The organism is Escherichia sp. 93.1518 (assembly GCF_013368915.2).
GTDB classification, from domain to species: Bacteria; Pseudomonadota; Gammaproteobacteria; order Enterobacterales; family Enterobacteriaceae; genus Escherichia; species Escherichia ruysiae.
This window is the reverse complement of record NZ_JABWMT020000002.1, coordinates 23,077-35,842: the sequence shown is the minus strand read 5'-3', so window position 1 is coordinate 35,842 and position 12,766 is coordinate 23,077. Positions and strand designations below refer to the sequence as shown.

Genomic DNA, 12,766 nt, shown 5'->3' with positions numbered 1-12,766 from the left:
TCGCATCAGGCAAGACCGTATTAATTCGGCGTATAGCCCATTACCACGCCGCTTAAGCCAGAAAGTTGCTTCAGCTCACCCAGCGAGCCTTTCAGCTTCTCTTTCGAGGCATCCGGCCCAACCAGAATACGGGTAATTTTACCCTGCACTGGCGTGGATGGCGACGTATAAACCCGGTATCCCGCACCGCGCAATTTACCAACAATCTCATTCACTTTGTCGGCATTTTTCAGCGCGCCCAGTTGCACAACATACGCTTTACCCGTCGGTGCAGCTTTTTCCTCCACGACCGGTTTCGGTTCTGGCTTCGGCGCAGGTGGTGCTTCTACTTTCGGCTTAGGCGGCTCCACCGGTTTTGGTTTCGGTGGAGCGACCGGTGCAGGTTCCGGTTCAAACTCGGTATTATTGGCCGCAATAATTGCCGGATCGAGCGAAGGTGCCGCAGCATCGCCCGCACGCACCTCCTCTGCAGCCCCTTCAGGCGGCTGTGTCGGCAATGCCTGGGTAGCGGCTGGCATCATATCAGGCTCATCGCGATCGCCCGCTTTAGGCACCAGCGGGATTGCCGCGAACTCATCCTGATAATGTTTTTTCTGCCCGTCCAGCAGCCCTGGCAGCACAATCACTCCCAGCGCCACCAGCACTATTGTGCCAACTAACCGATTCTGAAACTTACTCGCCACCGCTTCTCCTCGCGTCAATCACTTCCATGACATGTGCGACCGTGTGGAATGAACCACACACCAGCACGGTATCTTCCGGTTTAGCGTCCGCCATTGCAGCATCCCATGCCTGCGCAACGCTATCAAATGATTTGCCGTTACCCAAATGCTCAAGCAGTTGTTCTGCCGTGGCACCGCGCGGCCCTTCCAGTGGCGCACAATACCAGTCATCCACCACGCTTTTCAACCAGGCCAATGTCCCAGCAATATCTTTATCATGTAGCATACCGATTACTGCCAGTACGCGCCCGTTTTTCGGTAACGCTTTCATACGCCCGGTAAGATATTCTGCCGCATGGGGATTATGGGCGACATCAAAAATGACGCGTGGCGACTCGCTCACAATCTGGAAACGTCCCGGCAAAATTGCGCTGGCAATACCATCGCGAATTGCCTGCTCACTGACCTCCAGGCCGCTGGCACGCAGCGCCGCCAGCGCCGCCAGCGCCGTTGCGGCATTCGGTTGTGGGACAAGCGGTAACGGCAGGTTTTCCAGCGTACCGTGTGCGTCGGTAAACGACCAGTCATGGTCGCTGACGGAATAATTCCACTCTACGCCCCGACGTCGCAACAGTGCGCCCTTCTCATGCGCCACATCGGCGATGGTGTACGGCATTTCAGGTTCACCAACGATCGCCGGTCTTTCACTGCGGAAGATCCCTGCTTTCTCGCGACCAATGCTTTCGCGATCTGGCCCCAGCCAGTCGGTATGATCCAGCGCAATGCTGGTCACCACGGCTACATCAGCATCGACAATATTGGTGGCATCCAGACGACCACCCAGCCCCACTTCCAGAATTACCACATCAAGTTGCGCCTGTTTAAACAGCCACAGCGCCGACAACGTGCCGAATTCAAAATAGGTCAGGGAAATATCACCGCGTGCCGATTCAATCTCAGCAAAAGAGGCGGTGTGGGCCGATTCTGGTAGTTCCTGACCCTGTACACGAACGCGCTCGGTATAACGCACCAGATGCGGCGAACTGTAAACACCCACTTTGTACCCTGCCGCCATGAGTATCGATTCCAGCGTGCGGCAGGTTGTGCCTTTGCCATTAGTACCCGCAACGGTAAACACAAACGGTGCTGGTTTCAGAACGCCGAGACGCGCTGCCACCTGGCTTACGCGCTCAAGGCCGAGATCGATAGTCTTACTGTGCAGGTTTTCCAGATAAAAAAGCCACGAAGCCAAAGGCGACGCGGCTTGAGGTGTGCGTTTGATAATCATGGTATCCGCTGATTCATTACGGGGATAATAGCAAAAGGGCAGAGCCAGTGGCCCTGCCCTTATCAGTTATCAGGCCTCAGGTTCCTGATCCGGTGCTGGTGGCACCACTTCACCTTCACGTGGCGCTTCAGGATTTGGCGCTGGCAGATTCATCAGCTTCGCCAGAATGCTCGCCAGTTTCAGGCGCATTTCCGGACGGCGGACGATCATGTCGATCGCGCCTTTTTCGATCAGGAACTCACTGCGCTGGAATCCCGGCGGCAGTTTTTCGCGAACGGTCTGTTCAATAACACGCGGGCCGGCAAAGCCGATCAACGCTTTCGGTTCAGCAATATTGAGATCGCCAAGCATCGCGAAACTTGCAGAAACGCCGCCCATGGTCGGATCGGTCAGTACGGAAATGTACGGCAGACCGCGCTCTTGCATTTTCGCCAGCGCCGCAGAGGTTTTCGCCATCTGCATCAGCGACATCAGCGCCTCTTGCATACGTGCGCCACCAGAGGCGGAAAAGCAGATAAGTGGGCAGTTGTCTTCCAGCGCCTGCTCAACGGCACGCACAAAACGAGCACCCACTACGGATCCCATTGAACCGCCCATAAAGGCAAATTCGAAGGCAGCAGCAACGACCGGCATTCCATACAGGGTGCCTTTCATTACTACCAGCGCGTCTTTTTCGCCGGTTTCTTTCTGTGCTGATGCCAGACGATCTTTATACTTTTTGGAGTCACGGAACTTCAGCACATCTTTCGGCTCAAGCTCGCTACCCAGCTCCACAAGGCTTCCTTCATCTAACAGGCTATGCAGGCGATTACGCGCCGTCATACGCATGTGATGGTCACACTTCGGACAGACCTCAAGATTACGTTCCAGCTCTGCACGGTATAAAACCTGACCGCAGCTATCACACTTAGTCCACACACCTTCAGGAATGCTTGCCTTGCGGGTGGGAGTAATGTTGCTTTTAATTCGTTCAATCCAGCTCATTAGGGACCTTTCTGTCTGAACCTGGTTCGATGCCAGTTTTATCTTTGGGGACGCATAATGCCATTTTTGCCCCCAACAGACCATCAATGTTGCACATTAAAACATAACAGCCCGAAACTTTGGATAAAAAAGTGGTCGAACCGCCGAGTTACTTTATTTTGCGGCGCGTGCCGCAGCGCGTTTGTGACGGATAATTTCGATGACGCCCGGCAATATGGAAACCACAATAATCCCGACGATCAGCAGCTTAAGGTTATCCTGAACCATTGGGATTGTACCGAAGAAATAGCCTGCGTAGGTAAAAAGCAGTACCCATAACAGCGCGCCGATCACATTGTAAGCGGCGAAATGACGGTACGACATGTGGCCCATCCCCGCAACAAACGGGGCGAACGTTCTGACGATCGGCACAAAACGGGCGAGAATAATGGTTTTGCCGCCGTGTTTCTCATAAAACTGATGCGTTTTGTCGAGATAGCTACGACGGAAAATTTTCGAGTTCGGATTACTGAATAATTTCTCCCCGAACAACCGTCCGATGGTGTAGTTAACTGCATCACCAACAATCGCGGCAATTAACATCAGTACGACCATCATATGAACATTGAGATCGTTGGTTTCAAGCGAAGCCAGTGCTCCAGCGACAAACAGCAGCGAATCTCCCGGCAGAAACGGTGTCACCACCAGACCGGTTTCACAGAACAAAATCAAAAACAGGATGGCATAAACCCAGACGCCATACTCTGCGACCAGCTCCGCCAGATGCACATCAATGTGCAGGATAAAATCGATGAGGAAATAAATCAGGTCCATAATTGCCTATGCCTTTTGCTCTTACTCTTTCAGGCCGTAACTGCGTTGGCTACGGCCTGAAATGTTCAGAGCATTATTCTCATTAGTCCGCCAGAAATAGCGGGCCCATTGGCGGCTTTGGAAGATCAAATCGGTCAGGGTAATCCACCGCAACCAGATACAGACCTTCCGCTTTCGCCGTTGCTGCCGCCAGCGTTCTGTCCTTTGCCGCCAACAGCTCTGCTATCCAGCTCTCTGGCTGGTTGTGGGCACCGACTTCCATCAGGCTGCCAACAATATTCCTCACCATATGGTGTACAAAGGCATTCGCTTTGATATCCACCACCACATAAGGACCGTGACGCGTGACGTTGATATGCATAACATTGCGCCACGGCGTTCGGGACTGGCACTGCACCGCGCGAAACGAGGTGAAATCATTCTCGCCCAGCAGACATTGCGCAGCCCGATGCATCCGTTCGGCGTCCAGCGGTTCGTAAAAGTGGGTTACCCCTTTACTCAGTACTGCCGGGCGCAGCCGATGATTGTAGATGATGTAGCGATAACGGCGAGCCGTGGCGCTAAATCGGGCATGAAAATCATCGGGTACAGCTTTAACCCAACGAACGGCGATGTCACCAGGTAAATTCGCATTTACGCCCAACGTCCACGCAGCGTCTTTACGCTGCGCGGTGGTTTCGAAATGCACAACCTGCCCGGTGCCGTGTACGCCTGCGTCGGTACGCCCGGCGCAGAAGACGGTGATCGGTTCGTTCGCCACCTGCGAGAGCGCCTTTTCCAGCTTCTCCTGCACGCTGCGAACTTCGTTCTGCCGTTGCCAGCCGTAATATCTGCTGCCGTCGTACTCAATGCCCAGCGCAATTTTATAAACTGGCGGTTGTTGCTGGTCGGACATTAGTACAGGTACTCCTGCACCAGTTTTTCAGCGATCTTCACTGCCATCAATGCGCCGCCAAAGCGAACGTTATCAGCCACCGACCAGAACTGAATTTGTTCCGGCATACCATAGTCATTACGCACACAACCAACAGAAAGATGCGGCGACCCGGAAGCATCGCCCACCTGCGTTGGAAATTCATTCTCTTCAGAAAGCTCAATATCTTCGCTTTGAGCAAACGCATCACGCGCTTCTTCCGCCGCCAGCGGACGCAGTGCTTCAAAGTTGACCATCTGAGCATGACCATAAAATACCGGTGCCTGGACGACGCTTGCCGAAATCATCAGTCCTTCGTCCTGCATAATTTTGCGCACTTCATCGACGATACGGCGTTCTTCGCGCACGCTACCTTCGCGATCCGGCAACAGAGGTAGCATGTTGAACGCCAGCTGACGACCAAAGAAATCTTCTTCATCAATCGGAATACCGTTGAGCAATTTCGCGCTCTGCCCTGCTAACGCATCGACCGCTTTTTTACCCTGGGCGGAGGCAGAAATCAGGCTGGTGACGCTGATACGAGACAAACCGCCTTGATCGATTAACGGTTTCAGTGCTGCCAGTAACTGACTGGTCAGGCTATCAGGAACAGCAATAACGTTGCGATTACGGTAGTCCGTCAGTACAAAAGGATTCACTTCCGGCACCACCAGCGGTACGTCGGGTTCGAGAGCAAACAATCCGCTGCTGTCGATCACCAGACAACCCGCGTTGGTCGCTTCTTCAACCCAGGCAGCGGTCGCTTCTTTGCCTGCGACAAAAAATGCAAGTTGCGCCTGCGTCCAGTCAAATTCAGCGGCATCCTGCACGGTGATTGTCTTACCACCAAAGCGCAGATGTTCACCTGCGCTTTCGTTACGTGCCAGTGCATAAATTTCCCCAACCGGGAACTGACGTTCAGCCAGCGTTTCAAGCAGGGCTTCGCCCACAGCGCCAGTTGCGCCCAGGACGGCAATGTTCCAGCCTTCAGACATGGTGGTTTACTCCAGAAATAGCAAAGCTCCCTGCCAATATTACAGCAGAGAGCATGAAGAAGAGATTAACGTGCCGGATGATGAACGGCGTTAAAACCCAGTTTACACAGTAATGCCGCCGCGCTGGCGTCATCACAGATCACATACAGAGACGACCATTCACGGCGCTCAAGGTAGTTTTTGCGCAGTTTATCAAACTCACCCGGTATCCCGGCGACTTTACGCAGCGGTGCGTCATCGCGGCGCACATCATACACCAAATGCACCAGCCTTTTCAGCGTTGGCTGATCGAGCGAGCCATGCAGCGTAATGCGACCAAACTCTGGCGTTGGCAATAAGGTATCCAGCGCAACGTGCTGCTCATGACCAATAAATTTGCTGTATGCTTCAAATACTTGTGTGGTTCCGCGCGCTTTTCCTTCCAGGGTATAACCGGCGATATGCGGCGTGCCGATATCCACTTTCTTCAACAGTTCTACGTTGAGTTCCGGCTCCCCTTCCCAGACATCCAGCACCACGCTTAACTTCTGGCCTTCGTTCAGGCAAGTCAATAACGCGGTATTATCAACGACCGCGCCACGGCAAGCGTTAATCAAAATAGTCCCTGGCTTCAGGCGGCGGATCAATTTTTCATCCGCCAGATGTAGCGTTTTGTACGACCCATCTTTAAAGAGCGGTGTATGGAAAGTCAGAATATCCGCGTGCTGAACCAGCTCATCAAGAGAACGGAAATCTCCCTCATCCCCACGATCGGCGCGTGGCGGATCGCAAAGCAAGGTTTTAATCCCCAACGCCTCCAGCCGCGCCTGTAATCGACGACCGACATTACCGACGCCCACGATCCCCACGGTACGGTCATGCAGTGAAAATCCATCGCGTTCGGCAAGCATCAGTAATGACGAGAAAACGTATTCCACTACCGCAATCGCATTACAGCCAGGTGCCGCAGAAAAACCAATTCCCGCCTGCTTCAACCATGCCTCATCAACATGGTCTGTCCCTGCCGTGGCAGTGCCAACAAATTTTACCGGTTTCCCCGTCAGCAGCGACGCGTTCACTTTTGTGACTGAACGCACCATCAGCGCATCTGCATCATCCAGTTCAGCGACTGGAATTGGACGCCCCGGAACCGCTTTCACCTCACCCAGACGGCTAAATAATTCGCGGGCATAAGGCATATTTTCATCAACAAGGATTTTCACGTTTGTGCTACCTGTATGAGAACGAGAGTTAACCGGACAAGTGTGCCATAATCTCGCGGCCAGGCATACTTGCGATGATTTCAGGTATAAGGATACGTAATGATACAACCTCTTTCAGGCCTTCCACCTGCGCAACCACCAGGTCAGGGGGATAACCTGTCGTCTGGCGCAGGCAATCAGCCTTTATCCAGCGTGCAACGTACCGCGTTGGAAAGTTTGATGACCAAAATAACTTCGCTGACGCAACAGCAGAGAGCGGAATTGTGGGCCAATATAAAGCACGACATCGGTCTGCCGGGTGATTCACCTTTGCTTTCACGCCACTTCCCGGCCGCAGAACAAAACCTTGCGCAACGTCTGCTGTCTGCGCAAAAAAGTTATTCTGTCCGCCAACTTCTGGCTCAATTGGGGGAGTATTTACGTCTGGGGAATAATCGTCAGGCCGTCACGGATTATATCCGGCATAATTTTGGTCAGACGCCGCTGAATCAACTCTCACCAGAGCAGTTAAAAACCGTCCTGACTCTGCTACAGGAAGGGAAGATGGTTATCCCGCAGCCGCAACAGCGCCAGGCGACCGATCGACCTTTATTACCAGCGGAGCACAATACGCTCAAACAACTGGTCACAAAACTCGCGGCAGCCACGGGGGAACCCAGTAAACAGATCTGGCAATCGATGCTGGAACTTTCAGGGGTGAAAGACGGCGAGTTGATTCCGGCGAAACAGTTTAACCATCTGGTCACCTGGTTACAGGCGCGTCAGGCGTTAAGTCAGCAACACACACCGACGCTGGAGTCGCTCCAGATGGCGCTAAAACAGCCACTGGATGCCAGCGAGCTGACGGTATTATCGACCTATGTTGAGCAAAAGTATGGCCTTTCTACGCATTCAGCCCTGACTTCTGCACAGGCCGAGGATATCCTTAACCAGCTCTATCAGCGGCGGGTAAAAGGCATTGAACCGCGTGATATTCAACCGCTGTTCAATCCCTTTACCCCATTAATTGACACGATACAAAAAATGTCAATGCGCCCCAGCTTGTGGATATTATTCGTCGTCATCATTGTGATGTTGTTTTGGCTGGTGAGTTAACCCCGGCGAAACGCCAGTATCGTCACGATAATCCCCAGCACCGCCGATATCGCCCCGGCAAGAAATACCGAAGAGTAGCCAAACGAGGTCGCCAGCACTCCCGCCAGCGGCCCGGAAACGCCGAGGGCGATATCCTGAAACGCGGCATAGCCGCCGAGCGCAGTACCGCGAACCTGGGAAGGAACACGTTTAACCACTTCCACGCCCAGCGCAGGGAAAATAAGCGAACACCCAGCTCCGGTTAACGCCGCGCCAGCTAACGCGACCCACGCGCCCGGTGCCTGCCAGAGCAGCAACAGGCCTACCGTTTCCACCAGCAGAGAGACAATCGCCACTTTTACGCCGCCAAAACGGTCTGGCATCCAGCCAAACATCACGCGCATAACGACAAATGCGCCGCCAAAGGCAGTGAGCGTAAAGCCCGCCATCGCCCATCCTTTGCTGGCAAAGTAAAGCGAAACAAAAGTCCCGATAACCGCAAAGCCAACACCCTGAAGCGCCAGTCCTAGCCCTGGTTTCCAGATAAGCCCAACAACGCTCCACAGCGATGGGCGTTCTCCCGCCATTGCCGGTACTTTGCGTACTGTGCCATTGCAGCCCCACGCCAGTAAGGGTAATGCCATTGTGGTGAGCGCCAGTGCGGCAAAATCATAATGGCTATGAATCAGTAAGCCAAGCGGTGCGCCGACTGCCAGTGCGCCGTAAATGGCCATTCCGTTCCAGGACATCACTTTACCAGAGTGTTTCGGCCCGACAATGCCTAATCCCCATGTCAAAGCCCCTGTCAGCAACTGACTTTCACCAAAGCCAAGAATCAAACGTCCGACAACCAGCAGAGTAAATTTAATCGGTGCAGAGACGGGTAAAAGCGCCGCCAGCAGCAACGCGCCGCCAGCCAGACCACAAGCTAACATCCCCTGAAGCGCCGAACGTTTTGCGCCATATTGATCGGCCAGCCGCCCGGCGTAGCCACGCGTCAGCACCGTAGCCAGAAACTGAATGCCGACGGCAATCCCGACCATGGTGTTGCCATAGCCCAGTTCATGATGAACAAACAGCGGGATAACCGGCAACGGTAACCCTACGGTCATGTAAGTTAGAAAAACCGCAAAGGCGATACGAAAGAGTGAAAAATTGGCAGAAGATCGTGTTTCTGTTTGGCTTACAGCAGTCATGCATTACTCCAGAATGCAGCGCAAGGCGAGGAGTGTCCCCGTCTCATCTCTCTGGTTTTCAGGGTTACGGTGCGTCGCGTACGTGTTTTCAGAAGGCAATTGACAAAGCGGGAAGTTTGCCTGGAAGCGGCAGCGATTGTCAACGATGTGAAAAAGGGAACCATCAGGTTCCCTTTTGCGTTGCTGTCGGATGCGACGCTGGCGCGTTTTATCCGACCGACTCTACCTATTAATCTTTCAGCTTACGCATTACCAGCGTGGCGTTAGTGCCGCCGAAGCCGAAGCTGTTAGACATAACGGTGGTCAGTTCGCGATCGGTTGTTTCGGTCACGATGTTCAGACCCGCCGCCTGCTCGTCCAGCTCTTCAATGTTGATGCTCGGGGCGATAAAGCCGTGTTCCAGCATCAGCAGAGAGTAGATAGCTTCCTGCACACCCGCCGCGCCCAGTGAGTGACCGGTCATTGCTTTGGTTGCAGAAATTGCCGGGCTCTTGTCGCCAAACACTTCACGGATAGCCGCCAGCTCTTTCACGTCGCCAACCGGAGTCGAAGTACCGTGAGAGTTCAGGTAGTCGATTGGGGTATCAACGCCGTGCATCGCCATCTTCATGCAGCGAACTGCGCCTTCACCAGACGGAGCAACCATATCTGCGCCATCAGACGTTGCGCCGTAGCCAACGATTTCAGCGTAAATGTGAGCGCCACGTGCCAGAGCGTGTTCCAGCTCTTCCACCACGACCATACCGCCGCCGCCAGCGATAACGAAACCGTCACGATGAGCGTCATAAGTACGGGAGGCTTTTTCCGGGGTGTCGTTGTATTTGGTAGACAGCGCGCCCATTGCGTCGAATTCGCACGCCATTTCCCAGCACAGCTCTTCGCCGCCGCCAGCAAACACGATATCTTGTTTGCCCAGTTGGATCTGCTCGACTGCGTTACCGATACAGTGTGCGGAAGTCGCACACGCGGAGCTGATGGAGTAGTTAACACCGTGAATTTTAAACGGTGTGGCGAGGCAGGCAGAAACGCCAGATGCCATCGCTTTGGTGACCACATACGGGCCAACCGCTTTCAGGCCGCGCGGGCCGCGCATTGCGTCAGCACCGAACACCTGGAAACGCGGGGAACCGCCGCCGGAACCTGCAATCAGGCCAACGCGCGGGTTATTCTGGTAAGCTTCCGGAGAGAGGCCAGCATCTGCAATTGCCTGCTCCATAGAAAGGAATGCATAGATGGATGCGTCGCTCATAAAGCGCACAACTTTGCGGTCAATGAGGCCAGTGGTATCCAGTTTTACGTTGCCCCAGACGTGGCTACGCATGCCGGAATCCTTCAGCTCCTGAGAGAAAGTGATCCCTGAGCGTCCTTCACGCAGAGATGCCAGGACTTCCTGCTGGTTATTACCGATGCTGGAAACAATGCCCAGGCCAGTAATCACTGCACGTTTCATTCAATACCTCTGTAAGTCGCACATAGAGTAAGTTTCGAATGCACAATAGCGTACACTTGTACGCCGAACAAGTCCGATCAGACAATTTATAGAGAAATTTGCGCGGCCTGACACACATCGCTAAGATCGAGCCACCGCCTGTAAGACGAGTAACTTACGTGAAACACTACTCAATACAACCTGCCAACCTCGAATTTAATGCTGAGGGTACACCTGTTTCCCGAGATTTTGACGATGTCTATTTTTCCAACGATAACGGGCTGGAAGAGACGCGTTATGTTTTTCTTGGGGGTAACCAATTAGAGGCACGTTTTCCTGCTCATCCAGATCCTCTGTTTGTGGTAGCGGAGAGCGGCTTCGGCACCGGATTAAACTTCCTGACGCTTTGGCAGGCATTTGATCAGTTTCGCCAGGCGCATCCGCAGGCACAATTGCAGCGATTGCATTTCATTAGTTTTGAGAAGTTTCCCCTCACCCGTGCTGATTTAGCGTTAGCGCATCAACACTGGCCGGAACTGGCGCCGTGGGCGGAACAACTTCAGGCGCAGTGGCCTTTACCCTTGCCCGGTTGCCATCGTTTATTGCTCGATGAAGGACGCGTAACGCTGGATTTATGGTTTGGCGACATTAACGAACTGACCAGCCAACTGGACGATTCGCTGAATCAAAAAGTGGATGCCTGGTTTCTGGACGGCTTTGCACCAGCGAAGAACCCGGATATGTGGACACAAAACCTGTTTAACGCCATGGCGCGTCTGGCGCGTCCTGGCGGCACACTGGCGACCTTCACATCTGCCGGATTTGTCCGTCGCGGTTTGCAGGAAGCCGGATTCACGATGCAAAAGCGTAAGGGCTTTGGGCGGAAACGGGAAATGCTTTGTGGCGTAATGGAACAGACATTACCACTCCCCCCCTCCACGCCGTGGTTTAACCGTACAGGCAGCAGCAAACGGGAAGCCGCAGTTATCGGCGGCGGTATTGCCAGCGCGTTATTGTCTCTGGCGCTGTTACGTCGCGGCTGGCAGGTAACGCTTTATTGCGCGGATGATGCCCCTGCGCTGGGTGCTTCTGGCAATCGCCAGGGGGCGCTGTATCCGTTGTTGAGCAAACATGATGAGGCGCTGAACCGCTTTTTCTCTAATGCGTTTACTTTTGCTCGTCGGCTTTACGATTTATTGCCCGTTAAATTTGATCATGACTGGTGCGGCGTCACGCAGTTAAGCTGGGATGAGAAAAGCCAGCATAAAATTGCACAGATGTTGTCGATGGATTTACCCGCAGATCTGGCGATGGCGGTCGATGCAAATGAGATTAAAGGCGTTACAGGTGTTGCGACAAATTGTGGTGGTATCACTTATCCGCAAGGCGGCTGGCTGTGTCCGGCAGAACTTACCCGTAATGTGTTGGAACTGGCGGAACAGCAAGGTTTGCAGATTCGTTATCAGCATCAGTTAAAGGATTTATCCCGTAAAGATGATAAGTGGCAACTGACATTTGCGGATAGTCAGCAAACGATGCATAGCGTGGTGGTACTGGCGAACGGGCATCAAATTAGCCGTTTCAGCCAAACATCGCCTCTGCCGGTGTATTCAGTTGCCGGGCAGGTTAGCCATATTCCGACAACGCCGGAACTGGCAGAGCTGAAGCAGGTGCTGTGCTATGACGGTTATCTCACGCCACAAAATCCGGCGAATCAACATCATTGTATTGGTGCCAGTTATCATCGCGGCAGCGAAGATACGGCGTACAGTGAGGACGATCAGCAGCAGAATCGCCAGCGGTTGATTGATTGTTTCCCGCAGGCGCAATGGGCGACAGAAGTCGATGTCAGTGAAAAAGAGGCTCGTTGCGGTGTGCGTTGTGCTACCCGCGATCATCTGCCAATGGTGGGAAATGTGCCCGATTATGACGCAACGCTCGCGGAATATGCCTCGCTGGCGGAACAGAAAGATGAAGCGGTAAGCGCGCCGATTTATGACGATCTGTTTATGCTTGCAGCTTTGGGTTCGCGTGGTTTGTGTTCTGCCCCGCTGTGTGCCGAAATTCTGGCGGCGCAGATGAGCGACGAACCGATTCCGATGGATGCCAGTACGCTGGCGGCGTTAAACCCGAATCGGTTATGGGTGCGGAAATTGTTGAAAGGGAAAGCGGTTAAGGCGGGGTAATCTGCTCTGGCATTGCTTGCCGGA

At 53.6% G+C, this 12,766-nt stretch carries 11 protein-coding genes; 2 read left to right on the top strand and 9 right to left on the bottom strand.

Features of this window, described 5'->3' with window-relative positions:
- Positions 1-20 precede the first annotated feature (20 nt).
- The 7 genes from dedD to pdxB form a co-directional block, all read right to left on the bottom strand.
- A complete protein-coding gene (gene dedD, locus HEN21_RS01805) occupies positions 21-683 on the bottom strand; it encodes a cell division protein DedD (protein WP_000146984.1) in 663 nt (220 codons plus the stop codon).
- Entirely contained in the window at positions 673-1,950 is a 1,278-nt protein-coding gene (folC, locus tag HEN21_RS01800; protein WP_176252022.1) for a bifunctional tetrahydrofolate synthase/dihydrofolate synthase, read from the bottom strand. Before folC ends, dedD begins: the two co-directional genes overlap by 11 nt.
- A 69-nt stretch (positions 1,951-2,019) precedes the next feature.
- The gene (accD, locus tag HEN21_RS01795; protein ID WP_000118402.1) at positions 2,020-2,934 is read right to left on the bottom strand and encodes an acetyl-CoA carboxylase, carboxyltransferase subunit beta; all 915 of its coding nucleotides are present in this window, start codon (positions 2,932-2,934) and stop codon (positions 2,020-2,022) included.
- A gap of 153 nt (positions 2,935-3,087) precedes the next feature.
- On the bottom strand, positions 3,088-3,747 hold the full coding sequence (locus tag HEN21_RS01790) for a DedA family protein (protein WP_000364335.1): 660 nt from the start codon (positions 3,745-3,747) through the stop codon (positions 3,088-3,090).
- Positions 3,748-3,829: 82 nt separating this feature from the next.
- A complete protein-coding gene (truA, locus tag HEN21_RS01785) occupies positions 3,830-4,642 on the bottom strand; it encodes a tRNA pseudouridine(38-40) synthase TruA (RefSeq protein ID WP_001283597.1) in 813 nt (270 codons plus the stop codon).
- Positions 4,642-5,655, bottom strand: a complete 1,014-nt coding sequence (locus HEN21_RS01780; RefSeq protein WP_001289152.1) for an aspartate-semialdehyde dehydrogenase — start codon at positions 5,653-5,655, stop codon at positions 4,642-4,644. Before HEN21_RS01780 ends, truA begins: the two co-directional genes overlap by 1 nt.
- 65 nt (positions 5,656-5,720) lie before the next feature.
- Positions 5,721-6,857, bottom strand: coding sequence for a 4-phosphoerythronate dehydrogenase PdxB (pdxB, locus tag HEN21_RS01775; protein ID WP_176252023.1), 1,137 nt, complete (start codon positions 6,855-6,857; stop codon positions 5,721-5,723).
- Positions 6,858-6,956: 99 nt separating this feature from the next.
- On the opposite strand from pdxB, the gene flk reads away from it, so the two are divergent.
- Positions 6,957-7,952: a flagella biosynthesis regulator Flk gene (gene flk / locus HEN21_RS01770; protein ID WP_176252024.1), complete on the top strand. Its 996-nt coding sequence runs from the start codon at positions 6,957-6,959 to the stop codon at positions 7,950-7,952.
- Here flk and HEN21_RS01765 read toward each other — a convergent pair.
- Both HEN21_RS01765 and fabB read right to left on the bottom strand, forming a co-directional pair.
- Complete coding sequence (locus HEN21_RS01765; protein ID WP_105286722.1) at positions 7,949-9,127, bottom strand: MFS transporter; 1,179 nt, start codon at positions 9,125-9,127, stop codon at positions 7,949-7,951. The genes flk and HEN21_RS01765 overlap by 4 nt on opposite strands.
- Before the next feature lie 229 nt (positions 9,128-9,356).
- Positions 9,357-10,577 carry a beta-ketoacyl-ACP synthase I gene (fabB, locus tag HEN21_RS01760; RefSeq protein WP_000817178.1) on the bottom strand — a complete coding sequence of 407 codons (1,221 nt, stop codon included), beginning with the start codon at positions 10,575-10,577 and terminating at the stop codon, positions 9,357-9,359.
- Between the two features lie 158 nt (positions 10,578-10,735).
- Here fabB and mnmC point away from each other — a divergent pair, with 158 nt between their 5' ends.
- A complete protein-coding gene (mnmC, locus tag HEN21_RS01755; protein ID WP_176252025.1) occupies positions 10,736-12,742 on the top strand; it encodes a bifunctional tRNA (5-methylaminomethyl-2-thiouridine)(34)-methyltransferase MnmD/FAD-dependent 5-carboxymethylaminomethyl-2-thiouridine(34) oxidoreductase MnmC in 2,007 nt (668 codons plus the stop codon).
- Positions 12,743-12,766: the final 24 nt, after the last annotated feature.